At 65.4% G+C, this 26,046-nt stretch carries 24 protein-coding genes; 9 read left to right on the forward strand and 15 right to left on the reverse strand.

Annotated features, from left to right (window positions below; all coding sequences use genetic code 11):
• Window positions 1–31: 31 nt before the first annotated feature.
• The 4 genes from VGN93_RS22285 to VGN93_RS22300 all read right to left on the reverse strand — a co-directional run bounded on the left by VGN93_RS22285 (window position 32) and on the right by VGN93_RS22300 (window position 6,556).
• Window positions 32–1,969, reverse strand: a complete 1,938-nt coding sequence (locus VGN93_RS22285; RefSeq protein ID WP_327509201.1) for a MacB family efflux pump subunit — start codon at window positions 1,967–1,969, stop codon at window positions 32–34.
• A 10-nt stretch (window positions 1,970–1,979) separates the two neighbouring features.
• Window positions 1,980–3,263 carry an efflux RND transporter periplasmic adaptor subunit gene (locus VGN93_RS22290; protein ID WP_327509202.1) on the reverse strand — a complete coding sequence of 428 codons (1,284 nt, stop codon included), beginning with the start codon at window positions 3,261–3,263 and terminating at the stop codon, window positions 1,980–1,982.
• 170 nt (window positions 3,264–3,433) lie between these two features.
• Entirely contained in the window at window positions 3,434–5,275 is a 1,842-nt protein-coding gene (gene iolD / locus VGN93_RS22295) for a 3D-(3,5/4)-trihydroxycyclohexane-1,2-dione acylhydrolase (decyclizing) (protein WP_327509203.1), read from the reverse strand.
• A gap of 87 nt (window positions 5,276–5,362) precedes the next feature.
• Window positions 5,363–6,556: a Gfo/Idh/MocA family oxidoreductase gene (locus VGN93_RS22300; RefSeq protein ID WP_327509204.1), complete on the reverse strand. Its 1,194-nt coding sequence runs from the start codon at window positions 6,554–6,556 to the stop codon at window positions 5,363–5,365.
• Between the two features lie 110 nt (window positions 6,557–6,666).
• Here VGN93_RS22300 and iolG point away from each other — a divergent pair, with 110 nt between their 5' ends.
• Entirely contained in the window at window positions 6,667–7,668 is a 1,002-nt protein-coding gene (iolG, locus tag VGN93_RS22305; protein ID WP_327509205.1) for an inositol 2-dehydrogenase, read from the forward strand.
• Window positions 7,669–7,670: 2 nt separating this feature from the next.
• Here the strand turns inward: iolG and VGN93_RS22310 are convergent, their stop codons facing one another.
• From VGN93_RS22310 to VGN93_RS22355, 10 genes are all read right to left on the reverse strand, one after another.
• A complete protein-coding gene (locus VGN93_RS22310) occupies window positions 7,671–8,585 on the reverse strand; it encodes a MurR/RpiR family transcriptional regulator (protein ID WP_319314240.1) in 915 nt (304 codons plus the stop codon).
• Window positions 8,586–8,693: 108 nt separating this feature from the next.
• Window positions 8,694–9,683, reverse strand: a complete 990-nt coding sequence (locus VGN93_RS22315; RefSeq protein ID WP_327509206.1) for a hydroxyacid dehydrogenase — start codon at window positions 9,681–9,683, stop codon at window positions 8,694–8,696.
• On the reverse strand, window positions 9,684–10,499 hold the full coding sequence (locus VGN93_RS22320; protein WP_327509207.1) for an HpcH/HpaI aldolase family protein: 816 nt from the start codon (window positions 10,497–10,499) through the stop codon (window positions 9,684–9,686).
• Window positions 10,500–10,509: 10 nt separating this feature from the next.
• Entirely contained in the window at window positions 10,510–11,946 is a 1,437-nt protein-coding gene (locus VGN93_RS22325; protein WP_327509208.1) for an NAD-dependent succinate-semialdehyde dehydrogenase, read from the reverse strand.
• Between the two features lie 136 nt (window positions 11,947–12,082).
• Window positions 12,083–13,066 carry a Gfo/Idh/MocA family oxidoreductase gene (locus VGN93_RS22330; RefSeq protein WP_327509209.1) on the reverse strand — a complete coding sequence of 328 codons (984 nt, stop codon included), beginning with the start codon at window positions 13,064–13,066 and terminating at the stop codon, window positions 12,083–12,085.
• Window positions 13,067–13,082: 16 nt separating this feature from the next.
• Complete coding sequence (locus tag VGN93_RS22335; protein ID WP_327509210.1) at window positions 13,083–14,195, reverse strand: Gfo/Idh/MocA family oxidoreductase; 1,113 nt, start codon at window positions 14,193–14,195, stop codon at window positions 13,083–13,085.
• 35 nt (window positions 14,196–14,230) lie between these two features.
• The gene (locus VGN93_RS22340; protein WP_414714146.1) at window positions 14,231–15,007 is read right to left on the reverse strand and encodes an ATP-binding cassette domain-containing protein; all 777 of its coding nucleotides are present in this window, start codon (window positions 15,005–15,007) and stop codon (window positions 14,231–14,233) included.
• The gene (locus VGN93_RS22345; protein WP_319314228.1) at window positions 15,007–16,128 is read right to left on the reverse strand and encodes an ABC transporter permease; all 1,122 of its coding nucleotides are present in this window, start codon (window positions 16,126–16,128) and stop codon (window positions 15,007–15,009) included. Before VGN93_RS22345 ends, VGN93_RS22340 begins: the two co-directional genes overlap by 1 nt.
• A gap of 75 nt (window positions 16,129–16,203) precedes the next feature.
• Window positions 16,204–17,148 (reverse strand): sugar ABC transporter substrate-binding protein, encoded by a 945-nt coding sequence (locus VGN93_RS22350; RefSeq protein ID WP_327509211.1) that lies wholly within the window; start codon window positions 17,146–17,148, stop codon window positions 16,204–16,206.
• A 63-nt stretch (window positions 17,149–17,211) separates the two neighbouring features.
• Entirely contained in the window at window positions 17,212–18,366 is a 1,155-nt protein-coding gene (locus VGN93_RS22355) for a phytanoyl-CoA dioxygenase family protein (RefSeq protein ID WP_414714147.1), read from the reverse strand.
• Between VGN93_RS22355 and VGN93_RS22360 the strand changes: the two genes are divergently transcribed.
• The 3 genes from VGN93_RS22360 to VGN93_RS22370 are packed head-to-tail and all read left to right on the forward strand — an operon-like array spanning window position 18,338 to window position 19,712.
• Complete coding sequence (locus VGN93_RS22360; RefSeq protein ID WP_327509213.1) at window positions 18,338–18,586, forward strand: hypothetical protein; 249 nt, start codon at window positions 18,338–18,340, stop codon at window positions 18,584–18,586. The genes VGN93_RS22355 and VGN93_RS22360 overlap by 29 nt on opposite strands.
• 60 nt (window positions 18,587–18,646) lie before the next feature.
• Window positions 18,647–19,021, forward strand: a complete 375-nt coding sequence (locus VGN93_RS22365; RefSeq protein WP_319314220.1) for a CidA/LrgA family protein — start codon at window positions 18,647–18,649, stop codon at window positions 19,019–19,021.
• Complete coding sequence (locus VGN93_RS22370; RefSeq protein ID WP_327509214.1) at window positions 19,014–19,712, forward strand: LrgB family protein; 699 nt, start codon at window positions 19,014–19,016, stop codon at window positions 19,710–19,712. Before VGN93_RS22365 ends, VGN93_RS22370 begins: the two co-directional genes overlap by 8 nt.
• Before the next feature lie 8 nt (window positions 19,713–19,720).
• Here VGN93_RS22370 and VGN93_RS22375 read toward each other — a convergent pair whose 3' ends face one another.
• Window positions 19,721–20,311 carry an XRE family transcriptional regulator gene (locus tag VGN93_RS22375; protein WP_327509215.1) on the reverse strand — a complete coding sequence of 197 codons (591 nt, stop codon included), beginning with the start codon at window positions 20,309–20,311 and terminating at the stop codon, window positions 19,721–19,723.
• Between the two features lie 207 nt (window positions 20,312–20,518).
• Here VGN93_RS22375 and VGN93_RS22380 point away from each other — a divergent pair, with 207 nt between their 5' ends.
• The 5 genes from VGN93_RS22380 to VGN93_RS22400 all read left to right on the forward strand — a co-directional run bounded on the left by VGN93_RS22380 (window position 20,519) and on the right by VGN93_RS22400 (window position 26,045).
• On the forward strand, window positions 20,519–22,483 hold the full coding sequence (locus VGN93_RS22380; RefSeq protein ID WP_327509216.1) for an FAD-dependent oxidoreductase: 1,965 nt from the start codon (window positions 20,519–20,521) through the stop codon (window positions 22,481–22,483).
• 83 nt (window positions 22,484–22,566) lie between these two features.
• Entirely contained in the window at window positions 22,567–23,184 is a 618-nt protein-coding gene (locus tag VGN93_RS22385) for a helix-turn-helix domain-containing protein (protein WP_327509217.1), read from the forward strand.
• Window positions 23,185–23,223: 39 nt separating this feature from the next.
• Window positions 23,224–24,300 carry an extracellular solute-binding protein gene (locus VGN93_RS22390; RefSeq protein ID WP_414714148.1) on the forward strand — a complete coding sequence of 359 codons (1,077 nt, stop codon included), beginning with the start codon at window positions 23,224–23,226 and terminating at the stop codon, window positions 24,298–24,300.
• A 132-nt stretch (window positions 24,301–24,432) separates the two neighbouring features.
• Complete coding sequence (locus tag VGN93_RS22395; RefSeq protein ID WP_414714152.1) at window positions 24,433–25,254, forward strand: ABC transporter permease; 822 nt, start codon at window positions 24,433–24,435, stop codon at window positions 25,252–25,254.
• Window positions 25,255–25,259: 5 nt separating this feature from the next.
• Window positions 25,260–26,045 carry an ABC transporter permease gene (locus VGN93_RS22400; RefSeq protein ID WP_256116327.1) on the forward strand — a complete coding sequence of 262 codons (786 nt, stop codon included), beginning with the start codon at window positions 25,260–25,262 and terminating at the stop codon, window positions 26,043–26,045.
• The last annotated feature ends 1 nt before the right edge of the window (window position 26,046 follow it).

Raw genomic sequence — 26,046 nt, forward strand, 5'->3', positions numbered from 1 at the left:
GAGACGGCGCGCGACAATCGCCTAACGAGGCTCAATCCGCGCCGAGTGCCACGGCCGGTTGCAGATGCGAGGCGTTGCGGGCAGGCAGGTAGCCGAAGACCAGCCCCGTCAGGAACGAGCAGGCGAAGGCGAGCGCGACCGGGCCGATCGTGAACCTCACCGGCATGCCGAAGACCTGCGCCAGCCCGCCGACCGACAGCCCCAGCACCACGCCGATGGCCCCGCCGATCGCCGAGACGACCAATGCTTCGATCAGGAATTGCAGCAGAATATCGCGTTGCCGCGCGCCCGTCGCCATGCGCACGCCGATCTCGCGGGTGCGCTCGCGCACGCTCACCAGCATGATGTTCATCACCCCGATGCCGCCGACCAAAAGCGAGATCGCGGCGACCGAGCCGAGGAAGAGCTTCATCGTGTTCGACGTCTCGGTAAAGGCCTCGCGCACCGAGGACATGTTGGTTATCTGCGTATCCTCGGCCTTGTGGCGCTCGTCGAGCAGCGCCTGCACGGCATCCTGTGTCTGGTCGATCGCGGTGGCATCCGCCACCTGCACGGTGATGGTGCGCACGTTGCGCTGGCCGAACAGCCGCATGCTGCCGGTCGACAGCGGCACGAGGATGACGTCGTCCTGGTCGTTGCCGCCCGCACTCGCCCCCATCTCGCTCATCACGCCAATCACCTGGAAGGGGATCTTGTTGACCAGCACATATTGGCCGAGCGGATTGCCGCCATCGGGAAACAGCGTCTTTGCCACCGTCTGGCCGAGCACGGCGACGGGGGCATAGGTGTCCATGTCGTCGGCATTGATGAATTCGCCGGAGGCGACAGCCCACGATTTTGCGCGCGGAAAGTCGGGCACCGTGCCGTTGGCCGTCGTCTGATAGTCGATATTGCCGGAGCGCAACGTCACCGAACTCGTCATTTCCGGCACGGCGAAGGTCACGTTCGGGAGGGTGAGGATCGCGTTGGCATCGGACGGGATGAGCGTCACCGGCTGGCCGGTGCCCCGGAAATTCGCCATGTTCGGCCGCACCAGAAGGAGATCGGAGCCCATCGAGGAGATGCGGTCGAGCACGGAATTCTGCGCGCCCGTGCCGATCGCCAGCATCGCCACGACGGAACCGACGCCGATGACGATGCCGAGCAGGGTCAGCACCGTGCGGAACAGGTTGGCGTGCAGCGCCCGCAGCGCCATCTTGATCGCCTCGGAAATGTCGGCGATCGCGGCGGAACCTTCCTTCATCGCCGCCTGCAAGCCGGCGGCCGCCTCGGAGGACGGCCGGCTCTTTCGGGCGCGGTCGGAGACGATGCGGCCGTCGCGGATCTCGATCAGCCGGTCGGCCGCTTCCGCCACTTCGCGCGAATGGGTGATCAGGATGATCGTGTGGCCGTCCTGGTGCATCTTGCGCAGCAGCGCCATCACTTCTTCGCCGCTCTGGCTGTCGAGCGCACCGGTCGGTTCGTCGGCGAGGATGACGCGGCCGCCGTTCATCAGCGCGCGGGCGATGGAGACGCGCTGCTGCTGGCCGCCGGAAAGCTGGTTCGGGCGATGGTCGAGCCGATCGCCGAGTTTCAGGGATTGCAACAGCCCCTCCGCCCGCTCCTGCCGGTCGCGTGCCGAAATGCCGGCATAGATCGCCGGAACCTCGACATTTTCGCGGGCACTCGCGGTCGGGATGAGGTTGTAGCTCTGGAAGACGAAACCGAAGGTGCGGCGGCGGAGCGCTGCGAGATCGTCCGTATCGATATCCGACACCGGCTCGCCGTCGATGCGGTACTCGCCGGAGGTCGGCTGGTCGAGGCAGCCGAGGATGTTCATCAGCGTCGACTTGCCGGAACCGGACTGGCCGATGATCGCGACGAATTCCCCCGCCTCGATATCGAGGGTAACGCCGTGCAGAACCTCCACGGCGAAACCATCGTTGAAGAAGGTCTTCGTGACGTCCCTGAGCGAGATGAGCGCTGTCATGGCGTCGCCCTCAGAACATCGACGGCATGCGCATGCCGCGCCGCTGCCCCCGGTTGCCGCCCGCCGGGCGTCCGCTATCCGAGCCGGCGCCGATGACGACGCGGTCACCCTCTTCAAGCCCGCTCTCCACCTCGACGCTGACGCGATTGCGGATGCCGGTCTCGACCTTGCGTGTCTCGGTGGCACCGGAGGCGGTCACGACCGTCACCTCGGTTTCCGGCTCGCCGCCCGCCTCGCCCCGCTTCAGGTTGATCGCGCCACTCGGCACGACGAGCACGTCGCGCGCGGCCGCCTGCACGAAGAACACCTGCGCGCTCATCGAGATCATCAGCTCGCCCTGCGGGTTCGGCACGTCGAACAGCGCGTTGTAGAGCACGACATTGTTTTCGACGGTCGGCGACGGCTGGATCTGGCGAAGCGTACCGGTGAAGCGTTTTCCGGGCTGGCCGAGCAGGGTGAAATAGGCCTCCATGCCGACCTTCAGGCGGCTGACATCGGCTTCGGAGACTTCGGCGCGCACGGTCATGGTCGAGAGATCGGCGATGGTGACGATGGTCGGCGCGGTCTGGCTGGCGTTCAGCGTCTGGCCTTCCTTCACCGGATTGGCGACGATGGTGCCGGCCATGGGCGCGAAGATCTTGGTATAGCCGAGATCGACCTCGTCGCCGGCAAGCGTCGCCTGCTGCTTGCGGATCTGCGCATCGATGGCGTTGACGTCGGCTTCCGCCGCCGCAAGATCGGCGACCGCCTGTTCGAGCGCCTGCTGCGCCACGGCATTGCCGGCGATGAGATTGCGCTGACGGGTGATGTTGGCCTGCTTGAAGACGAGCTGCGCCTTGCGCGACTGAAGCTGCGCCTGGAGATTGGCAAGTTCGGCGCGGTTGATCTCGATGCGGTTCTCGATGGTCGCGGGGTCGATCTCGGCGATCAGCTGGTCTTTCGTGACCGTGTCGCCGATCTCGACATGCAGGACCTTGAGCTGGCCGGAAACCTGCGCGCCGGCATCGACGGATTTGACCGCCTCCAGCGTTCCGACCGCCGTCACCGCATTCTCGATATCGCCGCGCATAACGGGCTGCGTGATGACCGCGGTCTTCGCCTCGGCCGGCGCATAACGGGTCCAGGCATAATAGCCGGCACCGGCAAGCACCGCGATCACCGGCAGCCATATCCAGCCGCGCGAGCGCCGCTTGCGCCGGGCGGGCGGGGTCGCACCGGGCATGAAGGTCACATTGGTCCGGCCCGCCTCATCGGCAGGCTTGTCGTCCTTTTGCGGTCGTACGGTCTTGGTCATCGGCTTCCTATAAGTCGAGGCCATGCCTCTCCCGTCCCTTTAAAGGAAAGGTGGCACCGCAACCGCCAAAGGAGAAGCCCTTGTGATCATTATATTTTCGTAATGTTTGCCGTGACGGACGGACAAGTCCCCTTCGAGCCCTGCGACACCACTGCCTGCCAGGGCAAAGATCAGACGCCGACGCGCTGCTTCCTGCGGCCCTCCAGCTGGTCCTTCGAAGCCGCGTTGACCTCCGCCCGCTCGCTCACCTGCGGCACGCCGACATCCCACCAGGCATCGCCCGGCGTCCAGGTGAAGGCGTCGGAGACGATGGTGATGACGGTGGTGCGGTCGGTCGTCTGCGCCCATTCGACGGCATCGCCGAGATCGGCGAGGCTTTCGACGCGGCGCGTCAACGCGCCCATCGCCTCGGCATGTTTGGCGAAGTCGACGGCGAAGGGTTCCTTGACCCGGCAATCCTTGATGAGGTTGTTGAAGCCCGGCGTGCCCTTGGCGTTCTGCAGGCGGTTGATCACCGCATAGCCGCCGTTGTCGCAGACGATGAGGATCATCTTGTGGCCGGAAAGCACGGTCGAATAGATGTCGGAGTTCATCATCATATAGGTGCCGTCGCCGATCATGACGATCGGCGTGCGCGTCGGATCGGCCATGGCGGCACCCCAGCCGGCAGCGATCTCGTAGCCCATGCAGGAGAAACCGAACTCGCAATCGAAGGTGTTCGGCGCCTTGACGCGCCAGTTCTTCATCACCTCGCCCGGCAGGCCGCCGGCGGCGGTGATGAGGAGGTCGCGGTCCTTCGCCTTGGAATTGACGATGCCGACGACCTGGGCATAGGTCGGGACGGGCGCATTCGTCGGCTTCTGGTAGCCGTCGAGCGCATCGTTCCACTTGGCGAATTCCAGCCGGCCCTTTTCCGTCCAGCCGGCATCGGCCTTGTGGTCGCCGAGGGCGGATTCCAGCTCGTTCACGGTTTCCAGCGCATCGCCGACGACGGCGACGGCGCGGTGCTTGTTGGCATCCCAGCGCGCCGCGTTGATCGAGACGAAACGGGCATCCGGCGAGAAGGCCGTCCAGGAGCCGGTGGTGAAATCCATCAGCCGCGTGCCGACGGCGAGCACCACGTCGGCTTCCGCCGCCAACGCATTGGCCGAGGTGGAGCCGACGATGCCGATGGGGCCGACATGGGCCGGATGGTCATGGGTGACCGTGCCCTTGCCGGCAATGGTTTCGCAAAGCGGGATGCCGTGTTTTTCCGCGAAGGCGGAGAGTGCCGTTTCCGCACCGGAATACCGTACGCCGCCGCCGGAGATGATCAGCGGGCGCTTGGCTGCCTTGAGCACGCGGACGGCCTCGGCAAGGCTGTCGCGGTCGGGCCGCGGGCGCGGCACCTTGTGGACGGTCGGCGCGAAGAAGCTCTCCGGATAGTCCCAGGCGATTTCCTGCACGTCCTGCGGCAGGCCGATGAAGGCCGGGCCGCAATCGGCCGGGTCCAGCATCACGGCGACGGCCTGCGGCAGCGAGCCGATAATCTGTTCCGGATGGACGATGCGGTCCCAATAGCGCGTCACGGGTTTGAAGGCGTCGTTGACGGTGATCGTCGGATTGCCGAAATGCTCGACCTGCTGCATGACCGGGTCGGGCCGGCGGTTGACGAAACTGTCGCCGGCCAGAAGCAGGATCGGCAGGCGGTTGGTGTGCGCCACGCCCGCCGCCGTCACCATGTTCAGCGCGCCGGGGCCGATCGAGCTCGTCGCGACCATGATCTGGCGACGGCGCGTCGCCTTGGCGAAGCCGATCGCGGCGAGCGCCATCGATTGCTCGTTCTGGCCGCGCCAGGTCGGCAGCGTATCCTTGACCGCTTCCAGCGCCTCCGAAAGGCATGTAACATTGCCGTGGCCGAAGATGGCGAAGACGCCGGGAAACAGCGGTTCGCGCTTTCCGTCGATCTCGGTGAACTGGTTGCAGAGATAGCGCACCAGGGCTTGTGCCATGGTCAGGCGGATGGTGGACATGGTAAACCTCCCTGGACCGGCCTCCGTCGCCGGCCCCTCAAGAAACTTTTATTTCATATAATCGATTTTTACAATACTTATTGCGGATCAGAGCCGCAGCGTGCAATCCGCCCAGGCGCCGCCCGACTGGCTGGACGCCAGCGCCGCCTCGATGAATTTCACGCCGAGCACACCGTCCTCCACCGTCGGATATTCCAGCAACCCTTCGGGCAAAGTCCGGCCGAGACGCCGCGCCTCGACGGCGATGGCGAATTCCTCGTAGAGATTGCCCCAGGCATCGCTCAGCGCCTCGGGATGACCGCGCGGCATGTGCACGAAACGCGCCGCATGCACGCCGATGCCGGCCCCCTCGCCGCGGGTGAGGATGCGTGCCGGCTCGCCGAAGCGGCGGAAATGCAGGAGTTCCGGCTCCTCCTGGTTCCATTCCAGGCTCGCCTTGTCGCCGAAGGCGCGGATGCGCAGGCCGCAATGGGCGCCGGGCGCGACCTGCGAAATCATGATCGTGCCGGGAATGTCGCCCTCGTAGCGCACATGCATGAAGGCGGTGTCCTCCAGCGCCTTCGGCGGCCCGAGCGTGTGGAATTCGGCCCGCACCTTAGTGACCGGACGGCCGCAGACGAAGGCGCCGAGATGGTGGCAATGGGTGCCGATATCGCCCGTCGTGAAGGTGGGGCCGACGATCGCGGGATCGACACGCCACTGCGCGCCGGCACCGGCGTCCTTCGGCGGCGTCAGCGCCCATTCCTGGAAATATTCGACATGCACCTGCTTTAATTTTCCGAGCACGCCCTCGCGGATCATCTGGCGGGCCTGGCGAACCATGGCGGAAGCGGCATAGGCATAGGTGACGCCGAAGACGAGGCCCGTTTCCTTCTGCCGGCGCACCAGATCGAGCGCATCGGCGAGCGTGGTCGTCAGCGGCTTGTCGCTGATCACGTCGATGCCCTTTTCCATGAAGGCACAGGCGATCGCATGGTGGGAATTGTTGGGCGTGGTGATCGCCACGGCATCGATGCCGTCCGGCCGCGCCGCCTCGCGCTCGGCCATCACGCGGTAGTCGGTATAGATGCGATCGTCGGCGAGCAGCCAGGCCCGGCCGGATTCCTTCGCGACCTGCGGCCGTGAGGATAGCGCGCCGGCAACGACGTCCCAGCGGTTGGAGAGCCGCGCGCCCCGGGCATGCACCTTGCCGATGAAACTGCCCTGCCCGCCGCCGACGACACCGAGCCGCAAGCGGCGCTCCGCCAACGGGAATTCTGCCTTGTCGGACCCCTCTGCCATTGTCACCTCCCTCAAAATCCTCGCTTGCCCGAAAACGGGCTTGCAGAATTATTATTGACAGAATATCAAAAGTGCAACGAATTTTGCATTGAGATTTTCGGGAGGAACCGATGACGAGAATAGCCCTGCTCGGCTGCGGCCGCATTGGTAAAATGCACGCGGCCACCATCGTGCGCGCCGAGGGCGCCGAACTCACCGCCGTCTACGACCCGGTCGCAGGCGCCGCCGAAGAGATCGGCCAACGCTACGGCTGCACCGTCGCCGCCAGCGCCGAGGAGGCGATCGCGCTTGCCGACGCCGTGCTGATCGCGACCTCGACGGCGACCCATGCGGACCTCATCGAGGCGTCCGCCAAGGCCGGCAAGGCGATCTTCTGCGAAAAGCCGATCGACCTGTCGCTCGCCCGCGTCGTCGCCTGCCGCCAGGCCATCGCCGGCTTCGAACGGCCCGTGCAGATCGGCTTCAACCGCCGCTTCGACCCCGGCCACCGCGCCGCCCGCGACGCGACCCGCGTCGGCGAGATCGGCGATCTCCAGCAGGTCATCATCACCTCGCGCGATCCCGGCCTGGCATCACGCGACTACCTGAGAGTATCCGGCGGCATCTTCCGCGACATGACGATCCACGACTTCGATCTCGCCCGCTTCATGCTGGGCGAAGAGCCCGTCGAGGTCTTCGCCACCGGCAGCACGCTCGTCGACCCGACGCTTGCGGAATTCGGCGATGTCGATTCCACGATGATCGTCATGCGCACCGCAAGCGGCAAGCTCTGCCACATCAACAATTCCCGCGCCGCCGCCTATGGCTACGACCAGCGCGTCGAGCTGTTCGGCTCGAAGGGCATGCTGATCTCCGGCAACCGCCGCGCCCACCATGTCGAACGCTTCAATGCCACGGCGACGGGTGCGGGCGAGCCCTATCTCGACTTCTTCATCGAACGCTACGTCGAAGCCTTCGAACTCGGCCTCCAGTCCTTCCTCGCCTGCGCCGCCGCAAACACCACGCCGGACGTCACCTTCGAGGATGGCGAGAATGCGCTGGTGCTGGCCGAGGCTGCCATTCGCTCCAAGGCGGAAGGCCGCTTCGTGAAGGTCGGCGAGATTATCGGCTGACCTCAGTGCTTGCGGCGCTGTTGCTTGCCTGTGACCGTCGGGATCTCGGGCGAGCCCTTCTTGTCCTCCTGAAGCAGCGCGGCGAGCGCCACCGCAATCGTCTGCGTCAGGCACATGGGTGCGGCGAGCGAGCGGGAGAACGAATACTCGTCTTCGGGAATTGTGAAGAGCACCGTCGCGTTCTTGGCGAGCGGCGAAAGCTGGCTGTCGGTGATCGCCACGATCGGCGTGCCGTTTTCCGCCGCGACATCGGCGATCGTCACCACTTCCTTGGCATAGTGCCGGAAGGCGATGGCGACCAGCACGTCCTTCTTGCCCATCACCTTCGCCATTTCCGGCGCAAGCCCGCCGGCCGGATCGAGCAGAATGACGCGGCATTGCAGCATGGAGAGCACGTAGCGCAGGAATTTCGCGATCGGCTCGGAGCGCAACTGGCCGGCGATGAAGATCGTGTTGGCGTTCTTCAGCGCGCGTGCGGCCTGGGAGAGGCTCTCCTCGGTCGTCGTGTTCAAAAGCTCCTGCAGGGTCGCGATGTCACGCACCACGAGATCATGCAGGAAACCGAGATTGCCCTTGCGCTTGGTCTTTTCGAGATCGACGTCGAGCGCGCTGATGCGTTCGCGGTAACCGGGTGCAGCGGTCGACAGCCGGCTCTGGAACACCGACTGGAGCTGCTTGAAGCCGGAAAAGCCGAAATTCTGCGCGAAACGCACGAGGATGGAGGGATGCGCGCCGCACTGTTCGGCAATCGCGTTGATCGACTGCATGGCGACGACGTTGGGGTTCTGGGTGATGAACCGCGCGACCTGCTGAAACCGGTCGCTGAGACCCGGATAGGCTTCCGTGACGATGTTGAAGAAGGCCTCGTAGTTCGCCGTTTTCGGTGGCGGCTGGTCGGACTGTTTTACCCGCGGCATTGAGCCTCCACTCCCCAGAGTTCGTGTCATTCGGAAACCGTGCAGTATTGCATAAATCGAAAGTCTGCAACGTTTTGGCCGGAAGCCGGGAAACGGCACTCGCAAGCGTCAGATGCCGACACTCGAACGGGCATGCGCCGCGATCTCGTCACGGTTGACGACGAGCGCCGGATCGAGCGTGCCCTTGAAGAAATCCAGGATATTGGTCGCCGCCGAGATCGCCATGCGCCGCCCGCAGGCTTCGGTCAGCCCGGCATTGTGCGGCGAGAGCACGACGCGCTCGCAGGCGAGCATCGGGTCGTCGCTCGCCGGCGGTTCGGAATCGAGCACGTCGAGGCCGGCCGCGGACAGGCGCCCCTCGTTGAGTGCCGCGAGCAGCGCCCCCTCGTCGATCAGCCCGCCGCGCGCGGTGTTGACGAGGATGGCGGAGCGTTTCATCACCGCCAGTTCCGCCGCCCCGATCAGCGGTTCCGCCCCGGATTTCGGCACATGCAGCGACACCACGTCGGCCTGCCCGAGGCCATCGCGCAGGTCGGCGACCGGGGTAACGCCAGCCGCCGCGATCTCGGCAGCGTCCTGGAACTTGTCATAGGCCAGCACCGCCATGCCGAGCGCGAGCGCGATCTGCGCCAGCCGGCGCCCGATGCGCCCGAAACCCACGACGAGCAGGGTCCGCCCGTCGAGTTCGTCGGCGTCGAGCGTGTTGCGGTAGTTCCAGTCGCCCGCGCGCATCTTCCGGTCGAAGAGCACGGTGCGCCGGGCGGCGGACAGCATCAGCATGACGGCATGTTCGGCCACAGCGCGCGAATTCACGTCACCCACGACGGCAAGCGGTATGCCGCGGCCGTTCAGCGCCTCGACATCGACGGAATCGTACCCAACGCCGTGGCGCGAGACGATCTTGAGCTGCGGCGCACCGGCGATGAATTCCGCCGGCAGCGGCTGGGTGCGGATGAGCAGCGCCTCGGCGGCGGCAAGGAACGGCTGGTAGCTCGCCGCGGAAACCTCCTCGACATAATCGACCGTCACGCCGGGCGCGGAGTGCAGGACTGCAAGCCCATCCGCATGGATCTTGCCGGCCACCAGGATCCTCGGCATTCAATAGCCTCCCGTATCGATCTTGTTTTCGGGAGCGAGCTCCTGCACGAGCTCGCGGAATTTCCGCACGCTCGCATCGGCGGCGGCGGCGAGCAGGCGGACGTCGTTCGAGACGGTGACGAAATCGAAGCCCCAGCCGACGGCCTCGGCCGCATAGTCGGGCGTCCCGTTGTGAAGGGCGGCGCGTTTGCCGGCCTTGTGCGCCGCATGGAGGATCCGCTTGATCGCCTCGATCATCTCCGGCTCGCGGCGGTCGAAGCCGGGCGCATAACGCTTGCCCTGGAGACCGAGCGTCAGGTCCGCCGGGCCGATATAGACGCCGTCGAGGCCGGGGGTGGCGAGGATATCCTCGAGGTTCTCATAGGCCTGCGCAGTCTCGATCATGGCAAGGCAGATGATCTCGTCGTCAGCCTCCGCGGCGTACCCCGGGCCGGCGGAAAACAGCGCCCGGCTCGGCCCGAAACTGCGCACGCCCGCGGGCGGATAGCGCATGTAGGAGACCAGCCGTTCGGCCTCGGCGCGCGTGTTGATCATCGGGCAGATCACGCCATAGGCGCCGGCATCGAGCGCCTTCATGATGTCGGCGGGATCGAGCCAGGGCACGCGCACCAGCGGCGTCACGCCGCTTGCCCGCATCGCCTGCAACATCGGCACCGTGCCGTCATAACCGACGATGCCGTGCTGCATGTCGATGGTGAGCGAATCGTAGCCCTGCCCGGCCATGATTTCGGCGCTGAAGGAATTGCCGATCGAAAGCCAGCCGTTGATGACGGGCTTGCCCTCCGCCCAGCGCTGCCTGACACCGTTCTTGATCATGGCTCTCTCCTCAGATGGTCATCTGCGCGAGTTTGACATTGGAATAATCGAGAATGCCCTCGGTGCCACCCTCGCGGCCCATGCCGCTCGCCTTGATGCCGCCGAAGGGCGCCTCGGCGGCCGCGAGCGCAAAACTGTTGACGCCCACCATGCCCGCCTCCAGCCGCGCCGCCGCCTCGCTGGCGCGTCCGGCATCGCGGGTGAAGACATAGGCGGAGAGGCCCATCTCGGAGGCATTCGCCCGCTCGAAGACCTCGTCCGCCGACGAGAAAGGCGTGATGGCGGCGATCGGGCCGAAGTTCTCCTCGGCGATCGCCTTGGCGTCATCCGGCAGGCCGGTGATGACAGTGGGCTCGAAGAAGAAGCCGGCATTCATGCCGGCCGGGCGCCGGCCGCCAGCCAGGATCTTGCCGCCGCGGTCGCTGGCGTCGGCGATGATCTCCTCGATCGCCAGCCTGCGGCGCTCGTTGATCAGCGAGCCCATCTGCGTCGCCTCGTCGAGGCCGTGGCCGAGCTTCAACGCCTTTGCGCGCGCCGCAAAACCCTCGGCAAAGCGGTCGTGCAGCGCCTCATGCACGTAGAAGCGATCCGGCGTGACGCAGACCTGGCCGGCATTGGCATATTTCGTCGGCACCGCGAGGTCGAGCGCCCGGTCGAGATCGGCATCGTCGAAGACGATCATCGGCGCATTGCCGCCAAGCTCCATGCTGACGCGCTTCACGGTCTCGGCGCTGTCGCGGATCATCTGCTGGCCAACGCGGGTCGATCCGGTCAGCGAAACCTTGCGCACGCGGGCCGAGGCCATGATGGGCTTATAGGTATTGCAGGTCGGGCCGATCAGGAGGTTGGCGACGCCCGCGGGAAGGCCGGCCTCGTGCAGGCAGTCGAACAGGATCATCGCCACACCCGGCACCTCGACGGAGGGACGGACGATGACGGCGCAGCCGGCGGCAAGAGCGGGCGCCACCTTGCGGGCGATCAGCGCCGCCGGGAAATTCCACGCCGTGAAGGCCGCGACGACGCCGACAGGCTCGTGCGATACCTCCAGCCGGCCACCCGGCGCGCGACTTTCGACGATGCGGCCGTAGATGCGGCGGGCCTCTTCCGCATACCAGCGGAACTGGTCGACGGCGAGGCCCCATTCGCGGCCGGCCTGCGCCAAAGGCTTGCCGGTTTCGAGCGTGATCTGGCGAGCCGCTTCCGCAGCACGCGCGGCCATGATGTCGGCGACCTTGTGCAGCGCATCCGCGCGCGCCCAGGCGGGCGTCGCCTTCCAGCTGCGAAAGGCGCGTTCGGCAACGGCGATCGCCCGTTCCGTATCCTCCACGACGGCGGCGGGCACAATGCCGAGAACCTCGCCATTGCCGGGATCGGTGATCTCCGTCGAGGCCCCGCGCGCCGGCCCCGACCAGGCGCCATCAATGAACAAACCGTAGGAACCGTACATGTCAACTCCTCCATGCCGGCGGTGCCAGAAGGCCGCATCCGCAAGCAGCATTTCCCAGTCACAATGGAAGCAATTTTTATTGCAAGTCAAGAATTATCCGCAACATTTGGTGCGGGCACGCATTCCCATCCACCGTTCAACGCGGCCTTTCGGGCAGTGTCAGCCGCGTGCGCTCGCGCGTCGTCATCGCTACGACAATCTGGTCCGCGAGGCAGGTGGCGACGAGCCCGTCCCAGGCCGTCGAGCCATCCGCCGCCGGCGTGCCCTCACGGATACCGTCGACCCAGGCCTGGTTCTGCAGGCGATAGGCATCGCGGAAGCGCGGCACCCAGTTGGCCGGGAAAGCACCTTCCTCCGCACCGTTGCGCCGCATGCGGGTAGGCGCCGGATGAGCCATGCCGATCGTGCCGCCCGCGCAGACGGCTTCCGCATGGACGTGGTAGCCATAGTCGGCGTTCATGAAGACTTCCACGGAAACGAGACTACCGGCCGCCGTTTCGAAGATGAACATGGCCGGATCGTTGCTCTCCTCCGACGGGCAGGGAATGACGGTGACGGCGGTATATTCCGTCGAGAGCAGCCAGCGGCAGACGTCGATCTCGTGCACAAGCGAATTGGTGACGGCCATCGCGCCGGTGAACCACGACGGTGCTTCCGCATTGCGATGCTGGCAATGCAGGATGCGCACGGCACCGAGCGTGTTTTCATCGATCGCCGCCTTCATTTCGCGATAGGCGGGATCGAAGCGGCGCATGAAGCCTGTCTGGACCAGCTGACGGCCGGATCGCGCCTCGGCTGCGACGATCTCCAGGCATTCGGCGGTGCTTGTCGCGAGCGGTTTCTCGCACAGGACCGGCTTGCCCGCCGCGATCGCCGCCAGCACGAGCCGGTGATGCGTCGCATCCGGCGAAGCGACGAGCACGGCTTCGACGGCGGGATCGGCGATCAGCGCCTCGGCGTCCGTCGTCGCCCGCGCGCCGCGCGCCGCCGCCTCGGCACGGGCAAGGTCGGCATCCGCCACGGCAACCAGATGCGCCCCCGAAATATCGCCGGCGAGGATGCGCGCGTGCTCCGCCCCCATCACGCCCGCGCCGATGACGCCAATTCCGATGCTTTTCATGGTTCCTCTCCCAAGCTCAAACGGCGAGCCATGCGCCCTCGCGCGAAGATGTCTGGATCGTCTCCACCAGCGTCTGGATGCGCAGGCCGGCGCGGAAATTGAACGGCTCGGGCCTGAGGCCGGCGATCGCCTCCAGATAACCGGCGACCTCGATCGCCTTCAGGTCGTTGAAGCCGAGCTGGTGGCCCGGCGCGACGCAGAAGCGGCCGTAGGGCACATGGTCCGGCCCAGCCTCGATGCGCCGGAAACCCTGGCGGCCCCTGGTATCCGCCGTCGAATAGAAGTGGAGTTCGTTGAAACGCTCCTGCGAGAAGGCGAGCGCGCCCTTCGTGCCGTAGACCTCGAAATCGTGCTGCATCTTGCGGCCGGTGGAGATCCAGTTGCCCTCGATCGAGCCCGTCGCGCCGTTTTCGAAGCGCACGAAAGCGCGGCCGATATCGTCCGTCTCGACGGCCCGCACGCCGCCCTTGCCGTCGGGGCGGCTAGCGATCACCGTCACGCAATCGCCCATGACCTTCGAGATCGGGCCGACGAGGAACTCGGCCGTCGCCAGCGCATGGCTGCCGAGATCGGCCAGCGCACCGCCGCCGGCCGGATCGTGGCGGAAGGTGAAGGGCGCGCCCGCGTCCGCCATGTAGTCCTCCGCATGGAGGCCGCGATAGCCGCGGATGTCGCCCAGTTCCCCCCCGGCGATCATCTCCTTCGCGAGGTTCAGCATCGGATTGCAGAGATAGTTGAAGCCGACCTGTGTCCGGACGCCGGCCTTTTCCGCGGCCTCCGCCATTTCGCGCGCGTCGCTCGCAAGCGGGGCGAGCGGCTTCTCGCAATAGACATGTTTGCCGGCGGCAATCGCCCCGAGCGCCATTTCCTTGTGCAGGGCGTTGGGGGCGGTGATGTCGATCACGTCGATGTCCGGATCCGCCACCAGGCTCCGCCAGTCATCCGTGGCCTTAGCGAAGCCGAAGGCGGCGCGCGCGGCTTCCGCCTGCGCCATCGTCACGTCGGCGATCGTGGCGAGTTCCACATCATAGGGCAGGTCGAAAACCCGCTCGGCGGCGGCAAAGCCGAAGACATGCGTCTTGCCCATGAAACCCGACCCGATAAGGCCAAGACGGAGCTTCTGTTTCATTCTCTCTTTCCCCGATGATAGTGTCAGCGCCCGTTTCAGATCGTCCCGCCGAGCGAGGACTCCAAGAGCGCCAGTTCCTGCCCGCCCGCCATCATGTCCTGCAACGCCGCCGCGTCCACCGTGCCGCGCTCGGCGGTGCCCAGCGTCTGGCCGCGGTTGAGCACCGTGAAACGATCGCCGACGGCGAGCGCATGGCGGACGTTGTGTGTGATGAAGACGACGCCGATGCCCTGCTTGCGCACGCGGTCGATGGTGCTCAGCACATTCGCCGTCTGGCGCACGCCGAGCGCCGAGGTCGGCTCGTCGAGGATCAGCACCTTGGCGCCGAAATAGACGGCGCGGGCGATGGCGACCGTCTGGCGCTCGCCGCCGGAAAGCGTGCCCACCGCCTGGTCCGGGCCGCGCAGGCTGATGCCCATCTTGCGCATCTCCTTGACGGTGATGTCGTCGGCCTTGGCCGTGTCGAAGGTCCTGAAGGGCCAGACGCCGCGTTCCGGCTCGCGGCCCATCCAGAAATTGCGGCTGACGCTCATCAGCGGGATCATCGCGAGATCCTGGTAGACGGTCGCGATGCCGGCGTTCATGGCGTCGCGTGGGCTCTGGAACAGGTTCGGCGTCCCCTCCACCAGCACCTCGCCGCCGCTCGGCTTGTACACGCCGGACATGATCTTGATGAAGGTCGATTTGCCGGCACCGTTGTCGCCGAGCAGGCAATGGCATTCGCCGGCCCGGATGTCGAAGGAGACCCCGGCCAGCGCGATGACATGGCCGAAGTGCTTGGTGATCTCTTTCATCTCCACGATGGCGGACATCAGCGTTCTCCCGTGATGATGCGGCGGATGTAGGTGTTCATGATCACGGCCGTCAGCAGTATCAGGCCGAGGAACACCCGGAAGAGCGAGCTTTCCGCATTGGCGAAGAACAGGCCCTGCTGCACCACGCCGAAGATGATGGCGCCAAGGGCCGCTCCGATGACCGAGCCGTAGCCGCCCGTCAGCAAGGCCCCGCCGATGACCACGCAGATGATCGCTTCAAACTCCTTCAACAGGCCGCGGTCGGCCGCCGCCGAGCCGAATTCCATCACCTGGCAGGTCGCGAAGACGCAGGCGCAGAAGGCGGAGAACATGAACATCAGGATTTTGACGCGATTGACCGGCACGCCGACATAACGCGCGGCGAGCGCATCGCCGCCGGCCGCAAAAATCCAGTTGCCGAACTTGGTGCGCGTCAGCAGCCAATGGCCGAAGACCACCAGCACGATCGCCCAGACGACGAGCATCGGAATGCCGTCGATGACCGGCTGGCCGGCGCGGTTGCCGCGCGTGAAGGTGGCGATCCAGCCCGCCTCCCCCATCCAGGTGAAAAGCCAGCCCAGAACCTTGCCGCCGAAGATCGGCGCGAGCCAGTCGGTCGCCGCCTTTTCCGCGACGCCGCCGATGATGGTCTGGCGGGTAAAGTAGATCGAGCCCCAGATGGTCAGCCCGCGCAGGATATAGAGGAAGGCGAGCGTCACGATGAAGGACGGCAGGCCGGTGCGGATGACGAGCCAGCCGTTCACCCCGCCGAGCAGGATGCAGAAGACGAAGGTCGCGATGATGGCAAGCCAGAGCGGCACGCCGATATGGACCGAGAGAATGGCGATCATCACGCCGGAAAAGCCGATCATCGAGCCGGTCGAAAGATCGAACTCGCCGGCGATCATCAGGAGGCAGGCGCCGACCGCGATGACCATGAACTGCGCCGAAACCACCGTCCAGTTCATCACGCCTTCGGCCGCGAACATGCCGCTGTCGCCGGCAATGACCGCAAACAGCAGGAAGACCAGGATGGTGCCGCAGATGCCGCCGAGCTCGGGCCGGATCAGCGCGCGCTTGAGCGGCGAGACGGGTTTGATGCGCTCGTCCTTCAGCGCGTCCGGAATGACGTCCGTCATGAATGCAGTCTCCTCCCTCGATAAGTTTTTCGGCGCGCACGGGCCATTGCCGGTGCGCGCCAAAAATCCGTCAGATCAACGGTACTGGCCCGCCAGCGACTCGACGAGCGCGATGTTGTCCTTCGTCACGAAGCCCGGACCGGTGAAGATCGAGTTCGACGGCGTCACGCCGTAGCGCACGTAGTTCGTCAGCACCTGGATCGGGATCGAGCCCTGCAGGAACGGCTGCTGGTCGATCGCGAAGTTGATCGTGCCGTCCTTGATGGCGGCCGAAATCTCGGCCGAGAGGTCGAAGGTGCCGAAATAGAGGTCGCCGTCGAGGCCCATGTCCTTCACCGCCCGGATCGACGGTTCGGCCGAGTTGGGGCCAAGCGTGAGGATCGCGCCGGTATCCGGATTGGCGGTGAGGTACGCCTTCACCTTGTTCTGCACTTCCGACGGGTCCATGCCGGAATCGACCATCTGGTTGCCGAGTTCGACGCCGATGCCTTCGGCAAAGCCGCGGCAACGCTCCACGGAGGCCGGGTTCGTGATGTAGTGGTTGACGCAGAGGAAGCTCTTGACGCCCGCCTCCTTCGCGCGCTTGCCGGCGCCGAGGCCCGCCTCGAACTCCGGCTGGCCGACATGCATCAGCGCGCCGAGCTTCTGGCTCTCTTCCACCGTGCCCGAATTGACGGTCACGACCGGAATGCCCTTGGCGACGGCATCCTTGATCGGTCCTTCGAGCACGTTGAAGTCGGCGATCGTGACGATGATGCCGTCGACGCCGGCCGCCGAACTCTGCTGCACGAGGCGCGCCATGTCGGCGAGGTCGCCCGTCGGCGGATTGCGGTATTCGGTCGTAACGCCCATCTGCTCGTTGGTGACCTTGATGGCGTTCTTGATGACATTGAACCAGCTGTCGCTATCCGGGCCATGGCTGATCCAGACGAACTTTTCGCCATCCGCATTGGCCACACCGGCAAACGCCGTCGTGGCGAGCAGCGCGCCGAGGGCGAGCGATTGCAGAATCTTCTTCATGAATAATTTCCTCCCGAAATTGGCTTCCTGTTCCTCCCCGCCCGAAGCCGTTGCGGGTAACTGTCAGGCCGCGCGCTTGGCGCCCTGTGCAGACAAGGCGGCGTCCAGTTTCGCCTGGTCCCAGCCTTCCGCGACGGCCCGGGCGAGCAGCTCCTGCTGGCTTTCCGGGGCAAGGCCGCCGAGCGGCGGATCGGTGTCGAGATTGGTCGGGAACGGGTAGCCGTCGGCCGTTGCGGCAATCACCGCGCGCCGCCCCTGCGGCGACAGCGCCGCCAGATGGGGATAGACGGCGCGGGCCATGGCCGTGCGGTCGAGGTTTTCCATATGGCGCGCGAAGGCCGATGCCGTCTGGATGAGGTTGACCATGCGCACGACATCCGCCGTTCGGTTCTCGCCGGCCGCGTGGAACAGCGCGGGGCTGAAGAAGATGGCATCGCCCTTTTCCAAGGGGAGCTGGACGCAGTTTTCTTCGAAATAAGCCTGGAATTCCGGCCGCGTGGCGGCGACATAACCGGGCAGGTAGCGCTGCGAATGCGGCAGGAGCTTCGTCGTGCCGCTTTCGACCGGCATGTCGCAATGGGCCACACCGCCTTGCAGGATGAGGGTCGGGCCGGTGGCATGGATATGGGTCGGATATTCCGCCATCTGCTCCGGCTTCATGAAGCCGAGATGGTAATCGCGGTGCGGCGCCTGCGCCTTGCCGCCGGGGCGGACCTGGTTGACCTGCGTGGCCATCTGGTAACCGGGCCCAAGCCAGGCGCGGCAGGCGATGTCGATCACCGGATTGGCCATGTAGCGGGCATAGACCGCCGGATCGCGCAGGCAGAGCTTTTGCAGGCTGTTCCAGATGCGGTCATTGGCGCCGGCCTTGGCGAAATGGTCGCCCGCCGCCGTACCCGCCGCGCGTTCGTCGGCGATGATCTGGCGAAACACCTCGCTTGCCACGTCGATCGCGCCGGCATCGACAAAGGCACGCTTCACCACGAAGACGCCCGGTCCCTCGCCGATGATCGACGCCCATTCCGGGCCGATCTCGTCATTGACAGAGGCACCGTCATAGATCGGGATGTTTTTCTCGATGGCAATCGCCGTCGGGCACATCGCCATGGTCGTCGCGGTCTCGACCTGCTGCCGGAATTGCGCAAGGTCGATCACCGTTGCAATATCATTCATCGAAATCCTCCCACCGATGCGTGAAACCCGGTTTGATGGCGGCATGCATCCTTCTCGCGGCACCCCTCCTCGGGCACTGCGAGCCGCAAGCGCAAATCAAAAATTGCGGCCATCAACGATCAGCAATATTAATTGTGAAATTTTGCCGGTGTCAATAGATCGTGCGGCCTGCGGCGCGATGTTCGTCTTCGAGGTCGGGGAAAGGACGGCGCTCAAGCGCAACGGGCCGGGCATCACCATGGATTTAACGGCGGAACACCTTTAATCCTGCCAGAAAGCGGCCCCGTGCCGCCTTCGAAGCAACGCCAGGCACGGGAGTGCGCACATGCTCGTCGGAATAACGATTCTTCTTGTTTTTCAGCTCGTTGGCGAAGTGACCGCCTATTTCCTCGGCGGCTTCGTGCCGGGTCCCGTCATCGGCATGGCGATGGCCGCCGTCGTGCTCACGCTCACGAAAGGCTCGACCTTCCTGAAACCGGCCCATGAACGCACCGTCGACACGTCCAAGGCGATCCTCGCCAATCTCGGCGTGCTCTTCGTGCCGGCGGGCGTCGGCATCATCCAGCATCTCGATCTCATCCGCGACCGTGGCTTCGCGCTGATGGCGATCGTACTGTTGTCGACAGTCATCACCCTCACCGTGACGGTCTGGGTCTTCATCCTCGTCAAGCGGCTTTCCGGGGGTTATGCCAATGACTGACGGGCTCTGGGTCTATCTCGCCACATCGCCGCTGCTGTGGCTTGCCGGAACGCTGGTCGTCTGGCTGATCGCAACGGCCATCGCGGGTCTTGCTCCCACCAACCCGCTGCTCAACCCGATCATGCTCTCCATCGCCGCAATCGCCATCGTGCTCTGCGTGACCGGCATCGACTACGGCACCTATTTCGACGGCGCCCAGTTCATCCACTTCCTGCTGGGACCGGCGACCGTGGCGCTCGGCATCCCGCTCTTCGAAAAACTGTCGCTGGTGAAGAGCAATCTCGTGCCCATGCTGAGCGCCCTCGTCGTCGGCAGCTTCACGGCGGTCGGCTCGACGGTGTTCTTCAGCGACCTGTTCGGCTTTTCGCCCGAGGTCGTCGCCTCGATGGCGCCGAAATCCACGACGGCCGCCGTCGCCATGGCGATCTCCTCCGGCTTGCAGGGAGACCCGGCCCTGACGGCGGCCGTCGTCGTGCTCACCGGCATCTGCGGCGCGATCGTCGTCACGCCGATGATGAACGCCATGCGCATCAAGGATTTTAGCGCACGCGGGTTTGCCGTGGGGCTTGCCTCGCATGGGATCGGCACGGCGCGCGCCTATTCCGTCGATCCGGTCGCAGGACTGTTTTCCGGCATTGCCATGGGCCTGAACGCCGTCCTCACATCCCTGATCGTGCACCTCTTTCTCTGAAAGGCCCTTCAGAAACTCGGCGGGCTGATTGCCCAGAGCACGACGGCTTCGCGGGTTGCGGGGTTGCGGTAGCGGTGCGGCTCGCCGGCGGAATAGGAGAAACTGTCACCTTCGCGCAGGTGGAAGTGGCGCTCGCCGATCCAGATTTCGAGCTCACCCGCCATCACGAAGCCCACCGCGTCGCCCGCATGGCTGTAGCTCTCCGCGCTCTCGGTGCCCGGCGGCAGGCGCGTGTAGATCATCTCGACCTGCAGGCTCATCTTCGGCGTCAGCAATTCGTCGACGATGCCGTGGTCGTACTGGATCCTCAGGCGATTGCCGCCGCGGATGACATATCCGTGTTCGGACTGCGGCACGGGCGCTGCACCGCCGAAGAACCATTGCACCGTGACGCCCAGGCTGCGGGCGATGCCGACCAGCGCGGGAATGGACGGATAGGCGAGGTTGCGCTCGATCTGGCTGATATAGCCGGTCGAAAGGCCGGCGCTTTCCGCAAGCTGGGCAAGCGTCATCCTGCGCCGCTTGCGCAGGCCCCGGATGCGCTCGCCAAGCACCGGGTCCTCGCCGGCTGCCGGTTCCACGTCGATCTCGTCTGCCATCGTCTCATCCCTCGTGTCGCGGCAAGGTCGTTCAGAATGCGGGTAATGGCAACAGATTTTGCCCTCAGTAAAAAAATCTGTCGATTTTTTACTATGGATGACATAGAAGCGATCTCGTTTCGCTCGCTCGGGATGGGAGGACTGGATGATCGGGATCGTGCCTTGCAAGCGCTCTGTGCGCCTCTGTCGGAAGACCGGTGGTGTGGCATGACCATGACGGCCTCTCACTTTCCGAACCTGTTCCAGCCCTTGCAGATCCGCGGCGTGCGGCTGAAGAACCGCATCATGTCCACCGGACACGACACGACGCTGCCGACCGACGGCCTCGTCAACGCGGCGCTCATCGCCTATCACGAGGCGCGGGCAGCGGGCGGCGTCGGGCTCATCGTTTCGCAGGTCGCGGGCGTGCACGAGACGGCGCGTTATACCTCGCACATGCTGATGGCGACGGAGGACGATTGCATCGACGGCTATCGCCGGCTGGCGGAGACCTGCCATGCCCATGGCACCGCCCTCTTCTCGCAGCTCTTCCACCCCGGACGGGAAATCATGGAGGGCGGCGACGGGCTGCTGACGGTCGCCTATGCACCCTCCGTCACGCCCAACGAGCGTTTTCGCGTCATGCCGCGGGCACTCGACCAGGCGATGATCGACGAGATCGTCGCCGGTTACGGCGCGGCGGCCCGGCGCATGCATCGGGCGGGTCTCGACGGGGTGGAGCTGGTAGCGAGCCACGGCTACCTGCCGGCGCAATTCCTGAACCCGCGCGTCAATCGCCGGACCGATGGTTATGGCGGGCCGCTGGAAAACCGGCTGCGCTTCGCTGCCGAGGCGCTGAAGGCGATCCGCGCGGCGACGTCGGAGGATTTCGTCGTCGGCCTGCGCATCAGCGCCGGGGATCGCGATGAAAACGGGCTCACCTCCGACGAGGCGCTGGAAAGCTGCCGCCTGCTCGAACCGCTCGTCGACTATGTCAACGTCACGGCCGGCACCTCGGCTTCGCTCGGCGGCGCCGTGCATATCGTGCCGCCCATGGCCTATCGCAACGCCTATCTCTCAAGCGATGCGGCCCGCTTCCGCCGCGCGCTGAAAGTCCCCGTCTTCGTCGCCGGGCGCATCAACCAGCCGCACGAGGCCGAGGCCGTGCTGGCGGAGGGCGCCGCCGATGTCTGCGGCATGACCCGCGCGCTGATCTGCGATCCCGACATGCCCGTGAAGGCCGAGGAAGGCCGCACCGACGACATCCGCGCCTGCATCGCCTGCAACCAGGCCTGCATCGGCCACTTCCATCGCGGCGTGCCGATCTCCTGCATCCAGCACCCGGAGACCGGCCGCGAACTGAAATTCGGCTCCCTCATCCCCGCTGCGCGGCCGAAGAAGGTCATGGTGATCGGCGGCGGGCCGGGCGGCATGAAGGCGGCCGCAATCGCCGCCGCGCGCGGCCATCAGGTCACGCTCTACGAGGCCGCCAGCCAGCTCGGTGGACAGGCGTTGCTAGCCCAGCAATTGCCACGCCGCGCGGAATTCGGCGGCATCATCACCAACCTTTCGCGTGAGCTCGAACTGGCGCAGGTGCGCGTGGTGAAGGGCGTGCGCGTCGATGCGGCGCTTGTCGAGCGGGAAAGGCCGGATGCGGTCGTGCTTGCGACCGGGGGACGGCCCTATCTGCCGGAAATCCCCGCAGACGACAGCGTGCAGGTGGTCGATGCCTGGCAGGTGCTACGCCGCGAGGTGAAGACCGGCAGCCGCGTCGTCGTCGCCGACTGGCGCTGCGACTGGATCGGCCCTGGCATTGCCGAACTGCTGGTCAATGACGGATGCAGCGTCGAACTGGCGGTCAACGGCACCCATCCCGGCGAGCTGCTGCCGCTCTATGTGCGCGACAACATCGCCGCCGAACTGCACAAGAAGGGCATCGGCATCACACCCTATGCCCGGCTCTACGGCTGCGATGGCGGCACCGTCTACCTGCAACACACCGTCAGCGAACAGCCGATCGTCTTCGAGACTATCGATACGCTCGTGCTCTGCCTCGGGCACGCGCCGATGGACGCGCTCAAGGCCGAGCTGGCGGGGCTCGTAGCCGAAATCCATCTCATCGGCGACTGTCTTGCCCCGCGCACGGCGGAAGAGGCGGTTTATGACGGGCTGAAAGTCGGCGCGGCCCTGTAGGCGGCACAAAATCGCCGGCCGGTGATTTTAGCAGTTGCCAAAGTGCCCTTCACTTAATACGTTGTTAAGTGAGGAGTAAGGCCATGGACGACATCGCGGTTGCGACGAAGAATCAGGCTGCTGTGGGCGAGAAGGTCAAGGCCTTCCGCACTGCCCGCCGCATGTCGCTTCGCACGCTGGGCGACGCGACAGGAACGACGGCGAGCTTCCTCAGTCAGCTGGAGCGGGGGCTCAGCGGCGTCAATATCAGCACGCTGATGCGCATTGCCGGCGCGCTCGGCATCAGCCTGACCGACCTGTTCGAAGAGACCGCCCCGCCCGTCGGCCGTGTCCTGCACAAGCATGAGCGCCCGGCTCTGCCGCCGGCCGAGGGTTATCGGAAAATGCTTTTGTCGCGGCGCCCGATCCGCGACATGGAAGTCTATATCGGCGAATTCGACCCCGGCGGCTCGACGGGTGAAAAACCCTACAGCCATGGGGATTCGCATGAACTGTTCTTCGTGCTGCGGGGTGAGGTGGAACTCACCCTCGGCGACGAGCGCCATGTGCTGTCGGCCGGCGACAGCATCGAATATCCGACGTCGGTTCCGCACAAGACCGTCAATATCGGCGCGGAAACGGCTGAAGTCATGTGGATGATCGCGCCACCGACCAGCGTCGCGGACGACCTCGACAAATACCTGCCACGGCCGGGCTCGTAACCGCGGCGGGAACAACTGAAGCGAGCGCTACTGGGAGTAATGACGATGAAGAATTTTGCGAGGGCTTTCGCCCTGACGATGACGTGCGCCCTGGCGTTGCCGGCGTTCGCACAGGAAAAGCCGGTCGCCGGCGAAGTGAAGGAAGGCTCGCTCAAGGGCAAGACGCTGACCTTCGTCTCCTATGGCGGCATCTACCAGGACGGTCAGGTCGCGGCCCTCCAGGATTTCGTGACGAAATCCGGCGTGACGCTACTCAATGACGGCCCGACGGAAATCGCCAAGCTGAAGGCCCAGGTCGATGCCGGCAACGTCACCTGGGACGTGGTCGATACCGCCGACCTGCCGCCCTATGTGCATTGCGGCACGCTGTTCCAGAAGCTCGACCTCTCCAAGCTCGACGTCTCGAAAATCCCGCCCGGCCAGGTCGGCGAATGCTCGGTTCCGGCGATGAACTACGGCGTCGTGCTGATGTACAAGAACGAGACCTACAAGGACAATCCGCCGAAGAACTGGGTCGATTTCTTCGACACGGAGAAATTCCCGGGCATCCGCGCCATCGACGGCAGCGGCGATCCGACCGGCGGCCTGATCGAACAGGCCTTCAAGGCAACCGGCGGCGACCCGAAGGCGATGACGCCCGACGATATCGAGAAGGGCATCCAGAAGCTGCGCGATCTCGGCCCCGACACGATCTACTGGAAAACCGGCGCTGAATCCCAGCAGCTTGCCGAATCCGGCGAGGCCGACATGGTGATGATGTGGACCGGCCGCGCCATGACCGCCGTGAAGAACGGCGCCGCCTATACGCCCGTCTGGCAGGATTGGCTGGTCGTCATGGACCAGATGACCATCCCGGTCGGCGTCAAGGACACGGACGCCGCCTATGCGCTGCTCAACGCCTATCTCGGCGCAAACGCCCAGGCGATCCTCACCGAAAAGACCTCCTACACGCCGATCAACCTCGACGCCAAGCCGAAGGTCGACGACGTGACGGCCGCCTTCCTCACCTCGACGCCCGAGCGCATCGGCCAGGGCTACCAGCAAAACATCCCGTTCTGGGTGAAGAACTTCGACCTTGCCGCGGAAAAGTGGTCCGCCCTTCTTTCCGGCAACTAAGAGCGTGATCCAATGCAAGTCCGGCGCCATGCCGGGCTTGCTTCCCCAGCACGGGAGGTTTCCTTGACAGCGATACCCGACCAAGGTGCGCACACCGGTTCCGAACGACCCACCTTCCTGTCGCGCTTCCAGCTGCGCGGCGCGGTGTGGCTGGCAGCGCCCGCCGTGCTGGTGCTGCTCGTGGCGCTCGCCTATCCGCTGGCGATCGTCGTGGTGCGCAGCTTCACCGATCCGGCGCCCGGCATCGACAATTACGTCTGGTTCTTCCAGTCCGCGGTGAACCGCAACGTGCTGCAACGGACTTTCGTCGTCGCCGCCTGGGTGACGCTCGCCTCGCTGATCTGCGCCTATCCCTATGCCTATGCCATGACCATCGTCGGGAAGAACGTGCGGCTTGCGCTCATCCTCTGCGTGCTGGTGCCCTTCTGGCTGAGCGGCGTGGTGCGCACGCTCGCCTGGGTCATCCTGTTGCAGGATTCCGGCGTCATCAATTCTTTCCTGCGCGGCGTCGGTCTTCCGCCCGTCAAGCTGATCCGCACGCTTCCCGGCGTCATCATCGGCATGACGCAGGTTCTGCTGCCCTTCATGATCCTGCCGATCTATTCGGTGATGCGCGGCATCGATACCCGCCTGTTGCAGGCCGCCCGCAGCCTCGGTGCGAAACCCTGGCGCGCCTTCGTGCAGATCTACGTGCCGCTGTCGCTGCCCGGCGTCTATGCCGGCGCGATCATCGTCTTCATCCTGTCGCTCGGCTTCTACATCACGCCGGCCCTGCTCGGCGGCCCGCGCTCGACCATGCTGTCGTCGCTGGTGCAGAACCAGGTGCTGAGCCTGCTCAATTGGGGCCGCGGCGGCGCCATGGGCGTGGTGCTGCTGGTCGCGACCTTCCTGCTGCTCGCCATCGCCGCCCCGCTGATGCGCCAGAAACACACCAGCAATCGCAGGGAGGCCTGACGCCCATGCCCTCCTTCCCGCGTGTTTTCCTCGGTCTGTTCTGCCTGCTCGTCGCCGTGCTGCTGCTCGCGCCGACGCTGGTCGTCATCCCGATGTCGTTCAACGGCAACAAGTCGCTGGCCTTCCCGCCGGTGGGCTTCTCCTGGCAATGGTATGCGAACTTCTTCAGCAATCCCGACTGGACCACGAGCTTCACCAATTCGCTGATCATCGCGCTCATCGTCGCGGTCGTCGCAACCGTGGTCGGCACGCTCGCCGCCTTCGGCGTCACCAGGGCTGCGGCGCGAACCGGCGGGCTGCTCAGGGCGCTTCTGATCACGCCGATGGTCGTGCCAGGCGTGGTGCTGGCGATCGGCATCTATGCGGTCTATCTCGATGCGCATCTGGTCGGCACGGTCGTCGGCTTCGTGCTGGCGCATACCATGCTCGCCATACCCTTCGTGCTGATCGCGGTGCAGGCGAGCCTCGAAGTCTTCGACCGCCGGCTGGAGACCGCCGCATCGAGCCTCGGCGCCGGACGGCTCACCGTGTTCCGCACGGTGACGCTGCCGCTGATCCTGCCGGGTATCCTCTCCGGCGCGCTCTTCGCCTTCATCACCTCGTTCGACGAGATCATCGTCGCGCTGTTCATCACGAGCCCGTACCTGAAGACCCTGCCGGTGCAGATCTACACGTCGATCACCCGCGACGCGGACCCGACGGTCGCCGCGGTCGGCACGCTGCTCTTCATCGCGACCTCGCTCATCATCGTTGCCGGCCTGCTCTTCGGCATGCGCCGCGGAAGGACTTGAC

The sequence above is a fragment of the Shinella sp. genome, from assembly GCF_035998705.1.
Lineage (GTDB): Bacteria > Pseudomonadota > Alphaproteobacteria > Rhizobiales > Rhizobiaceae > Shinella.

What these genes read in the sequence shown, in the direction of transcription:
- VGN93_RS22400 (WP_256116327.1), top strand. Translation starts at nt 25,260, where the DNA reads ATGCCCTCCTTCCCGCGTGTTTTCCTCGGTCTGTTCTGCCTGCTCGTC.
- VGN93_RS22355 (WP_414714147.1), bottom strand. Translation starts at nt 18,366, where the DNA reads ATGCCGCCATCAAACCGGGTTTCACGCATCGGTGGGAGGATTTCGATG.
- VGN93_RS22360 (WP_327509213.1), top strand. Translation starts at nt 18,338, where the DNA reads ATGCGTGAAACCCGGTTTGATGGCGGCATGCATCCTTCTCGCGGCACC.
- VGN93_RS22320 (WP_327509207.1), bottom strand. Translation starts at nt 10,499, where the DNA reads ATGATCAAGAACGGTGTCAGGCAGCGCTGGGCGGAGGGCAAGCCCGTC.
- VGN93_RS22375 (WP_327509215.1), bottom strand. Translation starts at nt 20,311, where the DNA reads ATGGCAGACGAGATCGACGTGGAACCGGCAGCCGGCGAGGACCCGGTG.
- VGN93_RS22390 (WP_414714148.1), top strand. Translation starts at nt 23,224, where the DNA reads ATGACGATGAAGAATTTTGCGAGGGCTTTCGCCCTGACGATGACGTGC.
- iolD (WP_327509203.1), bottom strand. Translation starts at nt 5,275, where the DNA reads ATGTCCACCATCCGCCTGACCATGGCACAAGCCCTGGTGCGCTATCTC.
- VGN93_RS22345 (WP_319314228.1), bottom strand. Translation starts at nt 16,128, where the DNA reads ATGACGGACGTCATTCCGGACGCGCTGAAGGACGAGCGCATCAAACCC.
- VGN93_RS22300 (WP_327509204.1), bottom strand. Translation starts at nt 6,556, where the DNA reads ATGGCAGAGGGGTCCGACAAGGCAGAATTCCCGTTGGCGGAGCGCCGC.
- VGN93_RS22365 (WP_319314220.1), top strand. Translation starts at nt 18,647, where the DNA reads ATGCTCGTCGGAATAACGATTCTTCTTGTTTTTCAGCTCGTTGGCGAA.
- VGN93_RS22285 (WP_327509201.1), bottom strand. Translation starts at nt 1,969, where the DNA reads ATGACAGCGCTCATCTCGCTCAGGGACGTCACGAAGACCTTCTTCAAC.
- VGN93_RS22290 (WP_327509202.1), bottom strand. Translation starts at nt 3,263, where the DNA reads ATGACCAAGACCGTACGACCGCAAAAGGACGACAAGCCTGCCGATGAG.
- iolG (WP_327509205.1), top strand. Translation starts at nt 6,667, where the DNA reads ATGACGAGAATAGCCCTGCTCGGCTGCGGCCGCATTGGTAAAATGCAC.
- VGN93_RS22340 (WP_414714146.1), bottom strand. Translation starts at nt 15,007, where the DNA reads ATGTCCGCCATCGTGGAGATGAAAGAGATCACCAAGCACTTCGGCCAT.
- VGN93_RS22380 (WP_327509216.1), top strand. Translation starts at nt 20,519, where the DNA reads ATGACCATGACGGCCTCTCACTTTCCGAACCTGTTCCAGCCCTTGCAG.
- VGN93_RS22350 (WP_327509211.1), bottom strand. Translation starts at nt 17,148, where the DNA reads ATGAAGAAGATTCTGCAATCGCTCGCCCTCGGCGCGCTGCTCGCCACG.
- VGN93_RS22370 (WP_327509214.1), top strand. Translation starts at nt 19,014, where the DNA reads ATGACTGACGGGCTCTGGGTCTATCTCGCCACATCGCCGCTGCTGTGG.
- VGN93_RS22330 (WP_327509209.1), bottom strand. Translation starts at nt 13,066, where the DNA reads ATGAAAAGCATCGGAATTGGCGTCATCGGCGCGGGCGTGATGGGGGCG.
- VGN93_RS22335 (WP_327509210.1), bottom strand. Translation starts at nt 14,195, where the DNA reads ATGAAACAGAAGCTCCGTCTTGGCCTTATCGGGTCGGGTTTCATGGGC.
- VGN93_RS22315 (WP_327509206.1), bottom strand. Translation starts at nt 9,683, where the DNA reads ATGCCGAGGATCCTGGTGGCCGGCAAGATCCATGCGGATGGGCTTGCA.
- VGN93_RS22310 (WP_319314240.1), bottom strand. Translation starts at nt 8,585, where the DNA reads ATGCCGCGGGTAAAACAGTCCGACCAGCCGCCACCGAAAACGGCGAAC.
- VGN93_RS22385 (WP_327509217.1), top strand. Translation starts at nt 22,567, where the DNA reads ATGGACGACATCGCGGTTGCGACGAAGAATCAGGCTGCTGTGGGCGAG.
- VGN93_RS22325 (WP_327509208.1), bottom strand. Translation starts at nt 11,946, where the DNA reads ATGTACGGTTCCTACGGTTTGTTCATTGATGGCGCCTGGTCGGGGCCG.